The organism is Massilia sp. CF038 (assembly GCF_900129765.1).
In the GTDB taxonomy this organism is placed as follows: Bacteria; Pseudomonadota; Gammaproteobacteria; order Burkholderiales; family Burkholderiaceae_D; genus Telluria_A.
The window spans coordinates 1,890,205-1,909,834 of the sequence record NZ_FQWU01000002.1 but is presented as its reverse complement, the minus strand read 5'-3'; the positions used below and the strand labels follow the sequence as shown (position 1 = coordinate 1,909,834).

13 protein-coding genes are annotated in these 19,630 nt (G+C 63.2%); 10 read left to right on the top strand and 3 right to left on the bottom strand.

Features of this window, described 5'->3' with window-relative positions:
- Nucleotides 1-13 precede the first annotated feature (13 nt).
- From BUC24_RS19110 to BUC24_RS19095, 3 genes are all read left to right on the top strand, one after another.
- A complete protein-coding gene (locus BUC24_RS19110; protein ID WP_083598998.1) occupies nt 14-3,136 on the top strand; it encodes an AfsR/SARP family transcriptional regulator in 3,123 nt (1,040 codons plus the stop codon).
- A 117-nt stretch (nt 3,137-3,253) separates the two neighbouring features.
- On the top strand, nt 3,254-5,410 hold the full coding sequence (locus BUC24_RS26365) for a DUF1800 domain-containing protein (protein ID WP_178372568.1): 2,157 nt from the start codon (nt 3,254-3,256) through the stop codon (nt 5,408-5,410).
- Nucleotides 5,411-5,426: 16 nt separating this feature from the next.
- Nucleotides 5,427-6,803, top strand: a complete 1,377-nt coding sequence (locus BUC24_RS19095; protein ID WP_073219840.1) for a DUF1501 domain-containing protein — start codon at nt 5,427-5,429, stop codon at nt 6,801-6,803.
- A gap of 327 nt (nt 6,804-7,130) precedes the next feature.
- Here BUC24_RS19095 and BUC24_RS19090 read toward each other — a convergent pair whose 3' ends face one another.
- Nucleotides 7,131-8,603, bottom strand: coding sequence for a hypothetical protein (locus BUC24_RS19090; RefSeq protein ID WP_178372567.1), 1,473 nt, complete (start codon nt 8,601-8,603; stop codon nt 7,131-7,133).
- 159 nt (nt 8,604-8,762) lie between these two features.
- Here BUC24_RS19090 and BUC24_RS27535 point away from each other — a divergent pair, with 159 nt between their 5' ends.
- Nucleotides 8,763-13,802, top strand: a complete 5,040-nt coding sequence (locus tag BUC24_RS27535; protein WP_083598994.1) for a choline dehydrogenase — start codon at nt 8,763-8,765, stop codon at nt 13,800-13,802.
- A gap of 70 nt (nt 13,803-13,872) precedes the next feature.
- A complete protein-coding gene (locus tag BUC24_RS19045) occupies nt 13,873-14,415 on the top strand; it encodes a hypothetical protein (RefSeq protein ID WP_073219834.1) in 543 nt (180 codons plus the stop codon).
- Here BUC24_RS19045 and BUC24_RS19040 read toward each other — a convergent pair.
- A complete protein-coding gene (locus tag BUC24_RS19040; protein WP_073219831.1) occupies nt 14,412-15,614 on the bottom strand; it encodes a Bcr/CflA family multidrug efflux MFS transporter in 1,203 nt (400 codons plus the stop codon). The genes BUC24_RS19045 and BUC24_RS19040 overlap by 4 nt on opposite strands.
- 107 nt (nt 15,615-15,721) lie before the next feature.
- On the opposite strand from BUC24_RS19040, the gene BUC24_RS19035 reads away from it, so the two are divergent.
- The 3 genes from BUC24_RS19035 to BUC24_RS19025 all read left to right on the top strand — a co-directional run bounded on the left by BUC24_RS19035 (nt 15,722) and on the right by BUC24_RS19025 (nt 17,794).
- The gene (locus BUC24_RS19035; RefSeq protein ID WP_073219828.1) at nt 15,722-16,162 is read left to right on the top strand and encodes a MarR family winged helix-turn-helix transcriptional regulator; all 441 of its coding nucleotides are present in this window, start codon (nt 15,722-15,724) and stop codon (nt 16,160-16,162) included.
- A gap of 13 nt (nt 16,163-16,175) precedes the next feature.
- Complete coding sequence (locus tag BUC24_RS19030) at nt 16,176-16,613, top strand: MarR family winged helix-turn-helix transcriptional regulator (protein WP_073219826.1); 438 nt, start codon at nt 16,176-16,178, stop codon at nt 16,611-16,613.
- A 245-nt stretch (nt 16,614-16,858) separates the two neighbouring features.
- Nucleotides 16,859-17,794: an alpha/beta fold hydrolase gene (locus BUC24_RS19025; RefSeq protein WP_073220375.1), complete on the top strand. Its 936-nt coding sequence runs from the start codon at nt 16,859-16,861 to the stop codon at nt 17,792-17,794.
- A 209-nt stretch (nt 17,795-18,003) separates the two neighbouring features.
- Here BUC24_RS19025 and BUC24_RS19020 read toward each other — a convergent pair whose 3' ends face one another.
- Nucleotides 18,004-18,252 carry an accessory factor UbiK family protein gene (locus BUC24_RS19020; protein WP_073219824.1) on the bottom strand — a complete coding sequence of 83 codons (249 nt, stop codon included), beginning with the start codon at nt 18,250-18,252 and terminating at the stop codon, nt 18,004-18,006.
- A 268-nt stretch (nt 18,253-18,520) separates the two neighbouring features.
- Between BUC24_RS19020 and BUC24_RS19015 the strand changes: the two genes are divergently transcribed.
- Complete coding sequence (locus BUC24_RS19015; protein WP_073219821.1) at nt 18,521-19,270, top strand: TorF family putative porin; 750 nt, start codon at nt 18,521-18,523, stop codon at nt 19,268-19,270.
- A gap of 12 nt (nt 19,271-19,282) precedes the next feature.
- A complete protein-coding gene (locus tag BUC24_RS19010) occupies nt 19,283-19,621 on the top strand; it encodes a P-II family nitrogen regulator (RefSeq protein WP_054266216.1) in 339 nt (112 codons plus the stop codon).
- Nucleotides 19,622-19,630: the final 9 nt, after the last annotated feature.

Genomic DNA, 19,630 nt, shown 5'->3' with positions numbered 1-19,630 from the left:
GACTTGAACCACCATGCGATCGACTGCGAAAAGGCTGGCGGCGGTAGCGCCGCAATTCCCGCCAACCAGGTATGCAAAGCTCACGCCCCCGCGCGTGCAGGGCGTGCTGGCGCGTGCGCGTCTGTTTGCGCTGATCGGCCAGTTGCGCTTGCAGCACCGCGTGATCTGGCTGGCGGCACCGCCGGGCGCGGGCAAGTCGACGCTGGCGGCAAGCTGGCTGGAACATGACCGCGCGCCAGCGATCTGGTGCCGCATCGATGCCGCGGACGCCGATCCCGGTACCTTGTTCTTCTATTTCTCCGAAGCCTTGCGCAAGCTCGACGGCTGCATGGCATGGCAGGCGCCGGATCTGCATAGCGGCGCGGCCGGTTTCGCGCGTCTGTTCTTCCGTACCTTTTATGCGGCCTTGCCGACCGGCGCGGTCCTGGTTCTCGACAATTTGCAGGAGTTTGATTGGGATAACGCCGGCCAGCTGCTCGAGTACGCGTTCAGCGAAGTACCGGATGGTGTGACGCTGCTGGCGCTGAGCCGCGATACCCCGCCTGCCAGACTGGCGCGGCTCGAACTTGGTGGCACGCTGACGGTGCTGGACTGGGATGTTCTGCGCGCCCAGGGCGATGAAGCGTTTGCCATGGCTGGCGCGGGCGACAGCGCCGACGCCTGGGTGGCGCTTGCGGCAGGCTGGCCGGCGGCGCTAGCGATGCTGCGCGCCGGCGGCGTGGACGCTGTGTTCCGCTATTTTGAGGGCGAAGTCCTGGGCCCGATGGCTGCGCCTGACCGGCATGCGTTGTTGCTGCTGTCTTGCGCGCCCTCGCTGGCGCAGGCCGACATTGGTGGACTGGCCGGCGCAGACGCGGCGCCGCGCCTGATGGCGCAGTTATGCCGTACGCGCCAGTTTGTTGAGCGCAGCAGCGACGGCATCTATCAATTCCATCCGCTGTTTGGCGACTTTCTGCGGGGGCGGGCTCGCAGTGAGCTCGAGGCATCGGCACTGACGGCCATGAGCGGACGCGCGGCTGTGCTGATGGAGCAAAGCGGCCGGCTGGACGAGGCAGAGCGCTTGTTCCAGGAAGCCGGCGATGCAGCGGCGTTTGCGCGCTTCCTGGTGCGCACTGCCGCGGGCATGCTGGCCATGGGCCGTGGCGAAAGCTGGCGCCTGTGGCTAAGCAGTCTGGATGCAATGCTCGCGCAAGCGATGCCGCAGCTCGATTACTGGCATGGCATGTCGCTGGTCGAGCTGCGGCCCCGGCATGCAAGAACGCTGCTGATGAAAGCAGAAGCGGCATTCCGGCAATCCGGCCAGCGGGTCGATCAACTGCTGGCTGCGGCTGCCATTGTCGATAGTTACGAGGCCGATTGGGCCGATCCAGCCGGATTGGAACAGTGGCGCGAGGTACTGGCTGCAGGCGCCGAAGACGCAGCGCTGTGGTCCGATCCGGTGGCCCTGTTGCGTGTGCACTCGCGTCTTCTGTGTGCGCTGCTGGCTGGCGTGCCGGATCAGGCGCGGCTGACTGCGTGCTGCGAACGTACCCTGGCCGCCATGCAGCCTGTCGCGCAAGCATCGGAATTGCTTGCGGCGGGCGCGATCGTGCTGCGCTACTTCGATATGAGCGACAACGCGGCGCGCGCCGGCGCGCTGATCACGCAGCTGGCGCAGGTCGAGCATGCGAGCGCGCTTGACCAGGTGCGCTGGCTGCGTCACGTGGCACGCTGGTACAACAAGGAAGGCCAGCAAGAGCGCGCGCAAGAGGTAATGATGGCCGCGCGCCTGATCGGCAGCGACGGCGCGCAAGATCAGGCACTGCACGCGCGGCACCTGATTGACACGGGCGAACTGGCTGCGGCACGCACCGTGCTCGATCAAATGATGCCCGCAGCCGGGCGTGCGCTGGCCGAATGGAGCCTGCTCGACACGCACTGGCATGCCTTGTCTGGTCACCTGGCCGGCGCGCTCGACGCGGCCCGCACCACGGTGCGTTTCGCTTACGACGCCGGCATGCCGCCATCCGAGCGCGCCACGTGCGAGGCGCTGCTGGGCGCCTGCCTGGCATGGCAGGGCGACTTCGACGGCGCGGCGCGCTGCTATGGCGCTGCCGCCGATCTGGCAGGCGGCGTGCAGCTGGCGCTGCTTCGCGAGGAGGCCTTGTTCATTCAAGCCTGCGCGCACGCGCAGCAAGGCGACACTGGCGCTGCGCGTGAAGCCTTGCAGGCCGCGCTGCAGGCCCATCGCCGCCGCCGTGGCGCGCTCCTGTTTGCCGCTCTGCCGCAGCTGGCCGCCCGGATCGTCGCGCTGGCGCTGGAAAACGAGATCGACAGCACTTACGCTGCAGCTATCGCCACCCGCCAGAGTCTGGTGTCGCCGCACCGTTCGGTGCCAGGCTGGCCATGGCCAGTGGCGGTGCGCACGCTGGGCAAATTTGAAATAGCCCTGGCCGGCACCGAGCTGGCGCCAAGTGGCAAGGCCCAGCAGCGTCCTCTGACCCTGCTGAAAAGCCTGGTGGCGGCAGGCGAGGGTGGGCGCACCCAGCCATCGCTGGTCAGCCAGTTATGGGGCAATGCCGACGTGGCGCGCTCGGCCCTCAATGTCACGCTGCACCGGCTGCGCAAGCTGCTCAGAAGTGACGACGCGGTCACGGTTGCAGGTGGACGAATCTGGCTCAACGAGGCGCAGGTGTGGTCCGATGTGGCGGCGCTGGATGCCCTTTGTCTGACCATTGCCAGCTTGCCAGCGGCGGCACCGGTCGACGATATCCGCCGCCTTGCCGCGTCCTTGCTGGCGCTGTACCGCGGTCCTTTCTGCGACGGCATCGAAGACAGCTGGATCCTGCCCATGCGCGACCGTGCACGCAACGTCTTTCTCGCTGCGGTGGCCCGGCTGGGCCAGGATCTGGAGGCGGGCGCTGAATGGGAGACGGCGCTGGGCTTGTACCAGCGCGCGCTGGAGGCGGAGCCCTTGTCGGAAGCGAATTACCGCGGCTGGATGCGCTGTGCCCGTCAAAAGGATGGCACCGCCGCCGCGTTCGGCGCTTACCGCCGCTGCCGCGATACGCTGTCGATCGTGCTGGGCGTGGCGCCCTCGCTGGAAACCGAAAAACTGGCGGTGTCGCTGGGTTTGAAGGAAGCAAGCAACAGATAGCGCTTATTTGAATATCGTTCTATTAATAATTCAAATTTTGTAAGGCATCCGTAACGACGCGTTTGCAATCATGTCCTTCGCTCTGCCGTCCGGCAGGCCAAGGACATGGAGGTTGTGATGCGAGGGATCAGTATGTGGTGCTGGGCGCCGGTGTGCGTGATGATGGCAAGCCCGTCATTCGCCGCGACGGTGACGATCGAAGCAAGCGGCAGCGCGCCCTACCAGCTGGGCGAGAAGATCTGGCTGCTTGGCAAGCTCGACGGTGTCGGTCAGCACATGAATTTTGCCGTGAATGGCATCCCGGGCGGGAACGCCACGCTCGGTACGGTCAATTCGCAAAATGGCGAGTACCTGGCGCCAACGATTATGCCGCCGGGTAATGCCGTTACCATCAGCGCGACGACCGACGGTGCCACGCCCGTCACCGGCTCACGCGTTTTCACATTGCGGCTGGCGGCACCCGCTATCAGCTCGGTCGCACCGCTGAGTTTGCAGTGCGGCCAGGCGTACACACTGACCGTGACGGGGCTGCGCTACGCGCCGAAATCAGTGGTCTGGGTGAGTGGCAAGGCGGTCAGCACGACTTACGTTTCCGGCACCAGCCTGGTGGCCAAGGGCATTGCCGGGCAGTCAAACGGCGGCATTGGCATCAAGGTAGTCGATCCAGTAACCGGCACCTCGGCAGAGAATTATCAGGCCCGCGTGGTGGGCTGTACCACGCCGACACCGACACCGACACCGACACCGACACCGACACCGACACCGACACCGACACCGACACCGACACCGACACCGACACCGACACCGACACCGACGCCGACGCCGACGCCGACGCCGACACCGACACCAGCGCCAGACGCGGCACTTGTTGCTGCAGCCCGTTTCCTCGACCAGACCACCTTCGGCGCCACCCCGACCGAGCTGGCCAGGGTGCGCTCGATCGGCCAGGCCGCCTGGCTGAATGAACAATTCGCCATGCCGGCCAGTCCCATGCCGGTGGCGGGCAGCCTGAACGAGTTGTCCATCAATTGGTACCGCAATATGGCGTCCGGCAAGGACCAGCTGCGGCAACGCATGATTTTCGCGCTGTCCCAGCTGTTCGTGATCTCGGCGGAAAAAAATCCATACGCCAATGAAATGCAGCCCTGGCTGACCACCTTGCACAACCACGCGTTCGGCAACTTCAAGAATCTATTGCGCGAGATGACCTTGAATCCGTCCATGGGCAAGTATCTGGACATGGGCAACAGCATCCTGCCTTCGCCAAACGAAAACTATGCGCGCGAAGTGATGCAGCTGTTCACCATCGGCACCTACATGATGAACGAGGACGGGAGTGCGCAGCGCGATCGCTTCGGCGACACCATCCCCACCTACGATCAGGCAGCGATTGGCGAATACGCGCGCGCCCTGAGCGGCTGGACCTATCCTGGCAACAGCGCGACCGGCATTAACTGGGAGAAGTTTACCGGCCCGCTGGAGCCGCGCGATGCCTATCACGACAAAAGCGCCAAGACCCTGCTCAATGGCACCCACCTGCTCGCCGGGCAGACCGCGGTGCAGGATTACGACGCGGTAATGGACAATCTGTTCCAGCATCCCAACCTGCCGCCGTTTATTGCCACGCGCCTGATCCGGGCCTTTGTGACCAGCAACCCAAGCCCGGCGTACATCGGCCGCGTGGCTGCGGTCTTCGCGCGGGGGCCACAAGGACGCGGCAATCTCGCCGCCACCTTGCGTGCCGTGCTGACCGACCCGGAGGCGCGCGCCGACAACGTGGACTCGAGCCGCGGGCAGCTCAAGGATCCGATGCTGCACACGCTGGGCCTGGTGCGCGCGCTGAATGGCCAGGTGCTTGATCCGACCAATCTGTTCTGGAACTACAGCAACGTGAACCAGCAAATTTTGCGTTCGCCCAGCGTGTTCAACTTCTATTCACCGTTGACCAGGCTGCCGGGATCACCGGCACTGTATGGGCCGGAGTTCCAGATCTACGCACCCAGTCTGGCGGTGCTGCGTGCCAATCTCAGCTACGACCTGCTGGCGGGGAATTTGTCGAGCATGATCAAGATCGATATCACGCCCTATGTGAACGCCGCGCCCAACGTGGCTACGCTGATCAATCTGGTCAACACCAATTTGCTGTCGGGCCGCATGACGCCTGCCACCCGCGACGCGCTCACGACGAGCATTGCTGCCACAGCCGATCCGCGCCAGCGCGCGCTCACGGCGCTGTATCTGGCAGCCGTGTCCGACTTTGCCGTGCACCAGTGACCCAAAAGGAAACATGATGAAACCAACAAACGCTTCGCGCCGCGGCTTTCTGCGCAATTCTGCCCAGGTCAGCATGCTGGGCACACTCGGCACCATGGGATTGCTGGGGGCTGCGCCTGCCCAGGCCGCTGTCAGCGATTACAAGGCGCTGGTGTGCTTGTACCTGTTTGGCGGCAACGATGGGAACAACCTGATCGTGCCGCTCGATGCCAACCGCTACGCCAAATACAACAGCGCGCGCAGTGCTGCCGGGCTGGCGCTGTCAACCTCGGCCAAGACCCTGCTTGCCGGCCGTAGTGCCATGCTGCAGGCCACGCCGAATCCTGTGCAGCAAGCCTTCGGTTTCCACTACGGCTTGCCCGAGATTGATGCCTTGTTCGGGCAGGGCGAAGTGGCCGCAGTGCTCAACGTGGGCAATTTGCGCCAGCCGCTCACCAAAGCCCAGTACGCTGCTGGTACCGGTGTGCCGCCACAGCTGTTTTCGCATCCGGACCAGACCTTGCAAAATCAGGCGGGCAGCCCGGCCGGTGCAGGCACTGGCTGGGGCGGCCGTCTGCTTGATGTGCTTGGCAGTGGAGGACGGCTTGATGCGGTCTCGGTCGGCGCCGGCGGCTTGTTCGTGGAAGGCGGCAGCGTGCACGGCAACCGCCTGCCCGAGAGTGGCAGGCTGGGTCTGGCGGGCATGACGTTCTGGCCGCAGGCCGAGGCGGACACCAGGCGCGCCGCGTTGCGCCAGATTCTGGCCAGCGAGAATCCGAATCTGATCGCCAACGCGGCCAACAAGGCGCTGCTGCAAGGCATGGATCTGGTCAACGACCTGGCGGCGGCCGACAGCGCCAGCCCGCTTGCCACAGTGTTCCCTGGCTACAGCCTGGGCGCGCAGTTGAAGACGGTGGCGCGTTTGATCCGCCAGCGCGCGGCGCAGGGGCCGGGGCGGCAGGTGTACTTTGTGTCGATCGGCGGCTTCGATACCCACGGCGGCCAGGCCTTCCAGCAATGGGATGTGCTGCACCGGGTGTCGGAGTCGATGGCAGCGTTCCAGCTTGCCATGACGGAAATTGGCACGCGCAACAGCGTGACCACGTTCACCATGTCGGACTTCGGACGCACGTTGCTGGCCAATTCGGGCGGGACTGACCATGGCTGGGGCAATCATCACCTGGTCATTGGCGGCGCGGTCAAAGGCGGGCTGTATGGTGCGTTTCCGGATTACACACTGGGCGGGCCGGACGATGCCACGGGGCGTGGCGTGTGGATTCCGCAGTTCTCGAATCAGCAGTTCGGCGCCACGCTGGGCCGCTGGTTCGGGGCCGATCCGGATGCGCTGGCCGGACAAGTGTTCAAGAATGAATTGGGCAAGTTTGCCATGACGGATCTTGGTTTCATGGGCTGAGTCACACTAAAGTCTCTGTCTTTGCCGCGCCCTTGGGCGCGGTTTTTTTTTGGCGATTGCATAGTGTTGGCTCTACCCACATCGTCCTCGCGCAGGCGGGGACCCATAGACAAGTAAGAGTACCACTGAGCATAAGTGCTATGGGTCCCCGCCTACGCGAGGACGATGTAGGGGGCGGGCGCGACGTTTTGCGGAGAAGCGATTCTTTCTTGCCTGCGCTGCGGAGGGAAGCGCGGCGCCGCTCTGTATCTCGAATTTGCTCGTTTTCGAGCGTCTCGGCGCGAGCAAAAACGAGATACGCACCCCGGCAGGCGCCGGGGACACTGCTTACCAGCTTGCCTGGTAGGAATTGCTGTTGAAGTTGGCGTTGCCCGTGATCGAGCGCGTGTCGACAAATTCAAACGATGCCATCTGGATCCGCTGCAACTGCGAGATCGTGTCCGGGCTCCAGGTCGCGCTTGGCTCGCCAGTCATGTAACTGTTGCTGCCGATATCGGCCACGTACACGCCATAACGCTTCATGGCCGTTGCCAGCGCCTTGGCCTGCGTGGTCCAGTTGGCAGGAATGACGAAGTCGCTGCGCAGGCGCATCAGGGCGCCAAACGGAATGCCGCCGCTGGTGGCGCCGCCCGCTGCGTGCGTGGCTGGCCAGATGAAGTTCTTGTCGAGCACACTGTCCTTGAAGGTAATCCGCAGCGCATGCCGTACCTCGCCCGACGACGCCTCGCCCGCGCGCATCAGCAGCGGCAAAATCGGCAGCCCGGCCGCATCGCCCGAGGTCCAGGTTGTTGGCCGCATCTGGTTCGAACGCAGGTTCCAGGCCGCCGTCGAGTACGCATGCCAGGTGCCCTGCACCTTGTAGGTGAAGTAGCTTTCCCACAGGCGGCATGCGCCTTTCTCGACCGTCAGCACATGGCGGTCGCCACATTCGCTCGAATCGTTGCAGGCGCCGTATTCGGCCTTGATGATGTTGTCGTTCGGGAAGGGGAAGCGGCGGTTGGCCACGCTCAGCTTGGTGCAAGCACGGGTCAGCGTATGGGCGGCATCCGGTGCAGCGCAGTCGCTTTCGTCGGGCACGCCTTCGCCGTTGCCCTCATCCATGATTTCGAACGACACCTTGGGCCAGGTGGTGGTCGCTGGCGTGCCGTCGACCACATTGTAAGGAATGCCGTAGTAGGTCTCGTAATCGTTCTGATTTTCGTTGCGGCCAAAGTCCATGTGCAGGGCGCGCGTGTTGCCCACGCTGCTGATCCAGGCGCTGCTGCGCGCGTGCGCGGGGAAGCGCACCAGATCGTCAATGCGGGTGTTGAAGATCGCCGTGGCGGGGAACATCTCGCAACCGGCAATCGCGGGGCTGCCCGGCGTTGGCGTGGGCGTCGGCGTCGGGGTGGGCGTTGGTGTCGGGGTTGGTGTCGGGGTTGGCGTCGGTGTTGGCGTCGGCGTTGGTGTCGGCGTCGGGGTAGTCGCACGGAAGGTCAGCTGGGTACTGGCGGACTGCGGCGGGACGCTGGGGTAGGTGGCGGTCACCGTCACCCCGTTATTCGGCGGCATGGTCATTGGCGCAATATATTCGCCGTTTTGGGAATTGATGGTGCCGACGCTCGCGTTACCGCCAGGGATGCCGTTGACCGAGAATTTCATCGATTTGCCGACACCGTCCAGCTTTCCAAGGAACCACACCTTGCCGCCGAGCGGGAAGGGGTTCTTGCCGTTGTGTTCAATGGTAACGGTTGCAAAGGCTGGCGCTGCCAGGACCGTGGTGCACAGCACCGCGCGTCGCAAAGTATGTGAAACGTACATAGTTTCTCCGAAATGGAATGGGTGAAAGGGCCGGAATGACCGGCCGCGTCGAGAATAGTGCAGCACCGATTACATCTGACATACGGATTCGTCGCGCACTTGCCGACTTTGCATCGCCAGCTGCTGCAGACACTTGCGCTCGTGGCACAATGTTTGGCAATGGAAAAATATGATTACCTGATCGTGGGCGGAGGCTCCGCTGGCTGTGTGCTGGCCAACCGCCTGTCGGCCAACCCGGCCGTCACTGTCTGCCTGCTGGAAGCCGGGCCCGCCGACCGCCATCCCCTGATCCATATGCCGGTCGGCATCATCTTCATGATGTTGAGCAAAGTGCTCAACTGGCGTTACTTCACCACACCCCAGCAACATCTTGAACAACGCCGTATGTTCTGGCCCCGTGGCAAAACGCTTGGCGGCAGCAGCTCGAGCAACGCGATGGTCTATACGCGCGGCCACGCCAGCGACTACGACCACTGGGCGGCACTGGGCAATCGCGGTTGGTCCTACGCCGACGTGTTGCCGCTCTTTAAACGCGCCGAACATCACGAGCGCGGCGCCACGCCTTACCACGGCGTGGGCGGACCGCTCAACGTGGCCGATCAGCGCAGCAGCAATCTGCTCACGGGGATCTACGTGCAGGCAGGGCAACAAGCCGGCTATCGCTACAACGACGATTTCAGCGGTGCCGAGCAAGAGGGCATCGGTCCTTACCAGCTGACGCAGAAAAATGGCGAGCGCTGGAGCGTGGCGCGTGCCTACCTGCACCCCGTCCGCCAGCGTCCGAATCTGACCGTCATCACGGCTGCGCATGCCAGTCGCATCCTGATGGAAGGCAAGCGTGCCACCGGGGTCGCGTTTGTGAAAGACGGTAGCGAGCGTGAACTGCGGGCCGAGCGCGAGGTGCTGCTATGCGGCGGCGCCATTAACTCCCCCCAATTGCTGATGCTGTCCGGTATTGGACCGGCCGACCAGCTGGCGCGCCATGGCATTCCTGTGCGCCACGCCTTGCCGGGTGTGGGCCACAACTTGCAGGACCATCTCGACGTGCTGGTGGTGCATCAATGCAGCAAGGCGGTCTCGCTCGGCGTGTCGCTGCGCAATGCGCTGTCACCGATGCTGCACTTTTTCAACTACGTCCTTTTCCGCAAGGGCCCGTTCACCAGCAATGCTGCTGAAGGCGGTGGTTTTGTGAAAAGCACTCCCGCGCTGGCGGCGCCCGACTTGCAGCTGCACTTCACGCCCGCGCATCTGGATGACCACGGGCACACCTTGTCGCGTGCGGCGTACACCCTGTTTGGCCATGGTTATGCCCTGCACGTGTGTGACTTGCGGCCGAAAAGCCGGGGCACCATCCGCCTGGCCAGTGCCGATCCTGCCGCGCCGGCATTGATCGATCCCAATTACCTCGACCATCCGGACGATATGGCCAGCCTGGTGCGCGGCGTGAAAGTGGCGCGCCGCATTTTGGCTGCCCCCGCCTTTGACACCTATCGTGGTGTGGAACTGTTCCCCGGCGCCGAGGTGCAGGACGACGCCGCCATCGAAGCCTTCATCCGCCGCAAGGCAGGCACGATTTACCACCCGGTTGGCACCTGCAAGATGGGGCACGATGCCATGGCGGTGGTAGACGATCGCCTGTGCGTGCACGGTGTTGCCCATCTGCGGGTAGTGGATGCCTCGATCATGCCAACTCTGATTGGTGGCAATACCAACGCGCCCACGGTGATGATTGCGGAAAAAGCGGCCGACCTGATCCTGGGCTACGCGGCACCTGTGCCACCGGCAGGACCCGCACCGCGGGTTGCTGTGATGCAGCGCACGCTGTGGCGCTGGTTGGCGGCCCTGGTCCTGCTGGTGCTGGGCACCGCGGCCTTGGCATCCGCACCAGGCGAGCTGCGCTTTGAGCAGTTGAACACGGAAACCGGCTTGCCCCATGCCTCGGTCGCGGCCATGCTGCAAGACCGCGACGGCTTCATGTGGTTCGCAGGCCAGGGCGGCCTGATTCGCTACGATGGCTACCGCTTTCTGAACTACAAGCACGATCCCGCCGATCCCGCCAGTATCTCGGACAACTCGGTCCAGGCCTTGCACCAGGACCAGCGCGGTCAGTTATGGGTGGGCACGCGCACTGGCTTGCAGCGCTACAACGCGGGCAGCGACAATTTTAGCGCTGCATTGAATAACGTGGCCAATGCGCGCAAAGGCGCGTACTACGATGTGCGCAACATTGTCAGCGATGCCGACGGGGTGCTGTGGCTGACCACGCGTACCGGCCTGGTCCGCTTTGATCCGGCGCGCAACCAGCCCAGCTTTCTGCGCCATCACGCCGACGATCGCAGTTCGCTTGGCGCCGACGACGTCAGCGGCCTGGTGTTCGACAGTGCGGGCGGCTTGTGGATCGGTACCGCAGCCGGTGTCGATTACCTTCCACGCGGCAGCACACAGTTTGCCCACTTTCCGCTGGACACCAGCGCAGGCGCTGATCCCAAGCGCAATGCCGTCCGCGTCGTGGCCCTGGGACCGGGCGAGACCTTGTGGGTGGGGACGCAAGTCGGCCTTGAAGTGTGGCAGGTGCGCGATGGCACACCGGTGCAGCGGCGCACGCTGGGCAGCGCCGAAGGGTTTCCCGCCAGCCCGGTGACCACGCTGTTTCGTGACAAGCGCGGCACCATGTGGGCAGGCACGCAAACAGCCGGCCTGCTGCGCTGGGACGAGGCGCGGGCTCAGTTCGTGGCCTCGGTCCATCAGCCCGGCAAGAACGCCAGCCTGGCCGATAATTTTGTCTCCAGCATGTTCCACGACCGGTCCGGCATTTTGTGGATCGGCACCTGGTTTGCCGGCGCCAGCCGGATCGACCTGAGCGGTGGGGGATTTCGCCACATCGTTGCCGCCGCACCGCCCGAGACCGCTGGCCTGAGCAGCAACAAGATCATTTCGATTCTCGGCGCTGGCCCCGGCCAGCTGTGGCTGGCTGCCTACGGTGGCGGCGTGAATCTGCTTGACGTGCAAAGCGGCAAGGTCACCGTGTACAAACACCAGCCCGGCGTTGCCGGAAGTCTCAACGACGATCTTGCCACTGCGCTGGGACGCGATGTGGACGGACAGTTGTGGGTCGGCACCCGTAATGGCGGGCTGAGCAAGTTCGACCCGGTCCGTGGCCGCTTTACACCGCGTCCCTTTGCCACGGGCGATAACGCGGCCAATTTCATCCAGGCCATCGTGCCGGACCGCAAGGGGATGCTCTGGATCGCCTCGCGCGGCGGCCTGCACCGGCTCGATACCCGCACCGACCAGGCCGTCACCTACCGTCATGACGCCCAGGATGACGCCAGCCTGGCGGACGATTTCGTCTGGAGCGTGCTCGATGACAGCCGCGGGCGTTTGTGGGTGGCCACCTCGAATGGACTGGACTTGCTGGACCGCGCCACCGGACAATTCCGCCATGTGCGCCTGAGCCACAATCGCATCTCGCATTTGCACGAAAGCGGCGACGGCGCCTTGTGGGTCGCCACCGGCGGCGGCTTGAACCGTATCATCACGGAGGCCGACGGCTCGCTGACGGTGCGCGCCTGGCTGGCCAAGGATGGCTTGCTCAGCCCGGCCATCAATGCCATCCTGGAAGACGACCAGCGCCAGTTATGGATCAGCACTGAAGGCGGCATCGTCAACTTTGACCCTGCCAGCGGCCAGTTCCGCCATTACACGGGGCGCGACGGCATGGCCGAGGGCGATTATTTCGTCGGCGCTGCCTACCGCATGCCGGACGGCGTGATGGCGTTCGGCAGCTTCAATGATGGCCTGACCTTGCTGCATCCTGGCGCCGTACGCGGCAACCCGGTGGCACCACAAATCCGCATTACCGACTTTTTGATTTTCAACGAGTCGGTCCGCAATGGCCGTCCACGGGACGGCTTTTCGCTCGATGGTCCGATTCAGAACGCGCGCCACGCCGTGCTGTCCTACAAGGACACCATGTTTGCGCTCGAATTTGCGGCCCTGCATTTCGCCGATCCGCGCCGCAACGCCTACCGCTACCAGCTGGAAGGCGTCGACAAGGATTGGGTCCTCACGGACGCCAGCAAGCGCTTCGCCAGCTACACCAACCTGGCGCCGGGCCATTACGTGTTCCGCGTCACGGGCAGCAACAAGGACGGGGTCTGGAACGAGGCTGGCACCAGTCTGAGCATTGAAATCACGCCGCCGTTCTGGGCCACCTGGTGGTTCCGGATAGCCGCTGCGGTGCTGTTGCTGTCAGCGATCGCCGGCGCCTACCGTCTGCGCGTGCGCGCGCTGGTCGGGCAAAAGCTGCAACTCGAACGCGAAGTGGCGCAGCGCACCTCCGAAGTGGTGCTGCAGAAGGAGTCGGTGGAACTGGAAAAGGCCCGTGCCGAGCTGGCCTACAAGCAACTGGCCAGCGCCCAGGAAAAGCTGGTACTCAACGAAAAAATGGCAGCCCTGGGCACGCTCAGCGCCGGCATCGCGCACGAAATCAATAACCCGACCAACTACGCACATGCAGGTGCGCAATTGATGGCCGAAGATCTGGAACGCTTCCGCCTGTTCCTGCTGGACCTGGCGGGCGCCGACGCGGCGCCGGCCGTGCGCGCCAGCCTGGAAACCCGCTTTGCCGCGTTGTCCCAGCAGCTGGCCACCATCACCGATGGCACGGCGCGCATCCGCGCGCTGGTCAAGGACCTGGGCACCTTTTCGCGCATGGATGACGGGGAAAAGAAGCCGATGCGGATCGGCGCCGGCCTGCAGTCCACGGTGCAACTGGTGCGCACCCTGTATTCGCGGGTAGCACACATCGATTGCCTGCTCGAGATCGACCCCTTGATCGAAGGCCGGGCGGCGCAGCTGAACCAGGTCTTCATGAACCTGATCGTCAATGCCTGTCAGGCGATTGAAGCCAAGGGCGCTGATGCGCATGCAGTGCCAGGTACGCTGACCATCCGCAGCCGCATTGCCGACCAGAGGCTGTGCATTGATTTTCGCGACACCGGCGCCGGCATGGACGAGAGCGTGATGGGCCGCATCTACGACCCCTTCTTTACCACCAAGCCAACCGGGGAGGGGACGGGGCTGGGCTTGTCCATTTCCTTCGGCATTGTTGAACAGCACGGGGGCAGCTTGCGGGTGCGATCGGTCCCCGGAGAGGGCAGCTGCTTTACCGTCTGTCTGCCGCTGGCGCCGGATTGAGATTGCCACCAGCGCCGATTCGAAACATACTGGCTGGACACACCAACCGGATCGGCACAGGAGCACGGGCATGGATTGCAAAGGCGAGTTTCAAGGCAAGATCATTATCAACGGCGAACTGGCGGCCGATAGCGTGGCCGTCTTCATTGCCGAAGATTCGCTGCTGCTGCGCAAAGGGGGCGACTGGATGCTGGCGCGCAAGCAGCTGGCGATTATGCCCTTCAGCAAACACATGCTGTTCACCCAGGATGTGCGGCGCCTGACCGAAGGCTATTACTACGATATCAGCGGCACCCGGGTTGGCGGTTTTACTTACGGCCCGCTGGGGCACCCGGCCGACGGCACCTTCGACTACCGGCCGATCCAGTCAATTCGGCTGGACGTGAAATACTATAGCGATCAGGTCACCGCCGTGTTGACCGGCAAGACCGAAGCGGGCCAGAGCGCCTTTGGCGCCAAAGATGTGCTCGAACCCTGGTTGTTCTTCATTGAATTCGACATTCCCCGCGCTGCCATGCAGCAGTTTTTCGAGCTGAGCGACGCCACTCGCGACCGCCTGATCGCGCTGATGGAAGCCCATTGCCCGCCTTGCGTGCCGGCCGCGCTACCCTAGACCGCCGCCGGTGCGCGCGCCAGCAGCAAGTAAGACAGCAGGGCCGCGCCGCCGCACACGGCAATGACAATGCCCATTGTCAGGGCCGACCCATCGCTGAACGCACCCACCGCGCTGCCGGCAAAAAAGGAGATGCCGAAGCGGATCGTGCCCAGCAACGCCGAGGCGCTGCCGGCCTGGGCGCCGTGCGCGGCCATGGCGCCAGCGCCCGTGTTGGGTGAAATAAAGCCCAGCAGGGCGACAAAACTGAACAGCGCCGCCAGCAGCGCCGGCAGGGCCGCCTTGCCGCTGACACCGGCCACCAGCAGGCACAGCCCGGCTGCAGCCATCAAACCCAGACTGACCCACAGAATTCGGTCCGGGGTGAACCGGGCCAGCAGGCGATGGTTGAGCTGCGACGCGGCAATCAGGCCACAGGCATTCATGCCGAACACCCAGGTGTAGTGCTGGGGCGAGAGCCCGTAGTGCTCTATCAGCACGGTGGGCGAGGCGGCAATGTAGGCAAACATGCCCGCTGTCGAGAAGGCGGCAGCCAGGGCATACCCCATGAAGCGGCGTTCGCTCAGCATATGCCAGTAGGCACGCGCCGAAGCCGCCAGCGAGACACTGCGGCGCCGCTCCGGCGCCAGCGATTCCGGGAGAATCAAATGCACCGCGGCGATGGCCAGGACGCCATACATGGCCAGCACCCAGAAGATGGCGCGCCAGCCCCAGGCGCCCAGCACGTGCGAACCGATCCAGGGCGCCAGGATAGGGGCCACGCCCATCACCAGCATCAGGCGCGACAGCGTGCGCGCTGACGATTGCTGATCGAACATATCGCGCACCATCGCCATGGGAATCACCACGCCGGCGCAGCCGCCGGCTGCCTGCAGGAAGCGGCAGGCCAGCAGCATCTCGGGGCTGGTCGCCAGCGCGCAGCCAACCGACCCGGCAATGTACACGCCCAGCCCCACATACAGGGGCAGCTTGCGCCCGCAGCGGTCGGAAAAGGGACCGTAGAAAATCTGTCCCACCGCCATCCCGATCAGGTAGCACGCCAGACTGAACTGGGCCACGCCTTGCATCGAAGGAAAGTCGCGCGCCAGTTGCGGAAAGGCGGACAGATACATGTCGATCGAGAGCGGGGCAAACGCCACCAGCGCGCCCAGAATGGGAATCAGCCAGAAGGAGTGGGGTCGTGTGTCGGAGGGATGCATTGCGGTTTAATTAGTTGACTGTGACAACTATTTTGCGCGCGATGGTTGATGTTGTCAACTATCTTTGGCTGCCTCATAATGGGGGCAACGATGATTCTGATGCGACCATGCCGACCCACCCCGACCAAGAAGTGCTCGACCTGCTCAACGCCGTGATTCACGGCGTCAAGGCGCACATGCAGCAAGTGCTGCGCGAGGACAGCGACCCCATCACGCCGATGGAAATGCGTGCGCTCAACTGGTTTGCCCGCCATCCCGGTTCCACCCAGGGCGAGCTGGTCCAGCACAGTGGGCGCGACAAGGCGCAGATCGCCCGCACCATCCAGCAGTTGATCGAGCGTGACATGCTGGCCCGCACCGAAGACGCGGCCGACCGCCGCTGCCACCGCCTCAGCCTGACCGAGCGCGGCAGCCTGGTACATAAAAAAGTGCAAAAGCACCGCAAGCAGCTTGATGCGCGCCTGGTGCAGGGCTTTGCGCCTGACGAACGGGCGCAGGCAGTGGCCTTGCTGCAGCGCATGCAGCACAATCTGACTCACCTGGCATGAAGGAGCGCCATCCATGACGACCCCACTCAAACCACCGCTGTTGGTGGAGCACTTGTGCTTCAACCTGTATTCGACCTCGCTCAAGATGACGCAGCTGTACAAGCCCCTGCTGGCCGAGCTGCGTCTGACCTATCCGCAATACCTGGTGATGCTGGTGCTGTGGGAAGAAGAGGGGCTGGGCATTCGCGATGTGGCCATGCGCCTGGAGCAGGATTCGGGCTCGGTGACGCCCATTGTCAAGCGGCTGGAGGCCGAAGGCTATCTGCTGCGCCAGCGCGATCCGAAGGACGAGCGCAATCGGGTGCTGACCCTGACCGATGCCGGGCGCAAGCTGCGCGAGGCGGGGGGCCGCCTGAACCAGCAGATCGCCCAATCGTGCAATCTGCAAACCGGCGAAATGCAAGCCTTGATGGCAGGCTTGAGCAAGCTGGCGCGCAACCTTGAAAAATGAGCGCGGAAAAAAATTTAAAAAATAGATTGCGCACTAACGATTAGTGCGCTAAAGTTCTTCCCATGGCAGCGCACACGGCGCCAGGCGCCCTGCAAATGCTTAGCGCGCTAACTAATATTCCAGCTGGTTCACTCTTTTAGAAAGAACACATCATGAAAAACGCGATCCCATCGGCAATTCAGAACTTCCTGTTTGGCGCCACCGAGGCGGCACCTGCTGTCAGCACCTCCCGTCGTTCTGCCCTGATGGGTGGCGCCAGCATGGCAGCCGCAGCTGCGGCAGTGGTGGCGGTGCCAATGGCAGGCCTGAGCGCTTCGGCCAGCGCTGCCCCCGCAGCACGCCCGGTGGCGCGCACCTCCAGCACACTGACCACCCGTGACGGCGTCGAGCTCTACTACAAAGACTGGGGCGCAGGGCAGCCGATTGTGTTCTCGCACGGCTGGCCACTCAATTCCGACAGCTGGGAATCGCAAATGTTCCACCTGGCGAACAACGGCTTCCGCGTGATCGCGCATGACCGTCGCGGCCATGGCCGTTCCAGCCAGCCCTGGACCGGCAATGACATGGATCACTACGCCGACGACCTGGCCCAGCTGATTGAAGCGCTGGACTTGAAGAACGCGATTCTGGTTGGTTTTTCCACTGGTGGCGGGGAAGTGGCGCGCTATGTCGGACGGCATGGCACCAAGCGCGTGGCCAAGCTGGTACTGGTGTCGGCAGTGCCGCCGCTGATGCTGAAAACAGCCGACAATCCGGGTGGATTGCCGATGGAAGTGTTTGATGGCATTCGCGCTGGCTCGGTGGCGAACCGTTCGCAGCTGTATTTGGATATTGCCTCAGGTCCCTTCTTCGGTTTCAACCGTCCGGGTGCCAAGGTATCGCAGGGCTTGATCCAGTCGTGGACCACGCAAGGCTTGATGGCGGGGCACAAGAATACCTATGATTCGATCAAGGCATTCTCGGAAACGGATTTCCGTGCCGACTTGAAGAAGTTCGACAAGCCGACCTTGATCATTCACGGTGATGACGACCAGATCGTGCCGATCGATGCGTCGGGCAAGGCATCGGCTGCCATCGTCAAGGGCGCCAAGCTGATCGTGTATCCAGGCGCGCCGCACGGCTTGACCGATACGCACAAGGACAAGGTGAATGCCGATCTGCTGGCGTTTGCCCGCAGCTAAAAAACGGCGCTGCCAGGCCGCAGCAAAAACACATCGCAGTGGCCTGCGGCAAAAACACATCGCACTGGCCCGCGGCAAAAACACATCGCCCTCGCGAAGGCGGGGGCCTATACCACGTCGCCGAATTCGGAAACGTGGAATAGGGGGCTCGCATGCGAGCCCGCCTTCGCGAGGGCGATGTTGTTTTAGTTCAGTGTGTTGCCGGCCCCTCAGGCCTTCTGCGCCGCCAAACTCTCTTCCAGCATCTGCACCCGCAATTCCAGCGCTTCCAGCTTGGCCCTTGTCTTGGCCAGCACCTGATTCTGAATATCAAACTCTTCGCGCGTCACCAAATCCAGCTTGGAAAAGCCCTGCGTCATCATTGCCTTGACGTTTTTCTCAATATCCTTGGCCGGCGAACTCTCGATCGCCTGGTTGATCTTGCCTTGGAGATCGTTGAAAAAGTTGTTCATGTCCATCTTGAATCCTTGTCAAATGAGTAAGTCGCACCGTTGTGGTGCCGGCCCTGCATCAAAGTAGTGCGAAATGGCAGAAGTGCAGCCCTCGCAACGCCTTTTGGTAATTTATCAATGGCAATATGGGTAAGCTTCCTGCAAAAAACAAGCGCATCCCCACGAATTTGGCCCTGGCATGACTCCTGCTAAAGAAGCTGGAGTCGTCTTCATGCTCCATCCACGATTTTAAACCGCAACGGCACAATTCGTTCAAACCAATAAGGGAAATGCCATGAAAAACCTGACCACCAAGTTCTCGCTTGCCGCCGCGTTGACCCTCGTTCTGGGCACCATCGGTGCGCCGGCCGCGCAGGCAGAGGAAGCGGCCCCAGAGCACGCGGTGTCCTTCAACGCGGCCCTGACGACCGACTACCGCTATCGCGGCCTGTCGCAAACGCGCGCCAAGCCGGCGCTGCAAGGCGGTGCCGACTACACCCACAATCCAAGCGGCTTCTACGCGGGCGTGTGGGCGTCGACCATCAAGTGGACCAAGGATCTGGGCGGCGACGGCGACCTCGAAATTGACCTGTACGGCGGCAAGCGCGGCGAAATCGCCAGCGGCGTCACCTACGATGTGGGCGGCCTGTACTACTTCTACCCGTCGAACGACCTGAACCCGAGCGCCAACACCTTCGAAGTGTATGGCCAGGTCGGCGTCGGACCGGCGTACCTGAAGTACTCGCATTCCACCACCAACCTGTTCGGCACCGCCGACAGCAAGGGCAGCGGTTACCTGGACCTGGGCGCAAATATCGAGCTGGACAAGGGCCTGACCCTGAATCTGCACGCGGGCCGCCAGCGCGTCGCCCACAATAGCGCCTTCAGCTACAACGATTACAAGATCGGCATCACCAAGGACTTCGGTTTCGCCACCGTTGCGCTGGCCTATGTCGACACCAACACGGAACTGTACGTGAGCCCGGTCGATGGCAAGGACCTGGGCAAGAGCACGGCCGTGCTGACCATCTCCAAAACTTTCTAATCGAGGCAGCGTATGAAAATGATTACCGCCATTATCAAGCCCTTCAAGCTCGACGAAGTGCGTGAAGCCCTCTCGGCCATCAATGTCCAGGGCATTACGGTGACCGAGGTGAAAGGTTTCGGCCGCCAGAAGGGCCACACCGAGCTGTATCGCGGCGCCGAATACGTGGTCGACTTTCTGCCAAAAACCAAGATCGAAGCAGCAGTGGACGACGCAATCGTCGAGCAGGCCATCGAAGCAATTGAAGGCGCCGCCCGCACCGGCAAGATCGGCGACGGCAAGATTTTTGTCTACAACCTGGAACAGGTCGTGCGTATCCGTACCGGTGAAACCGGCAACGAAGCACTTTAAGGGGAACCC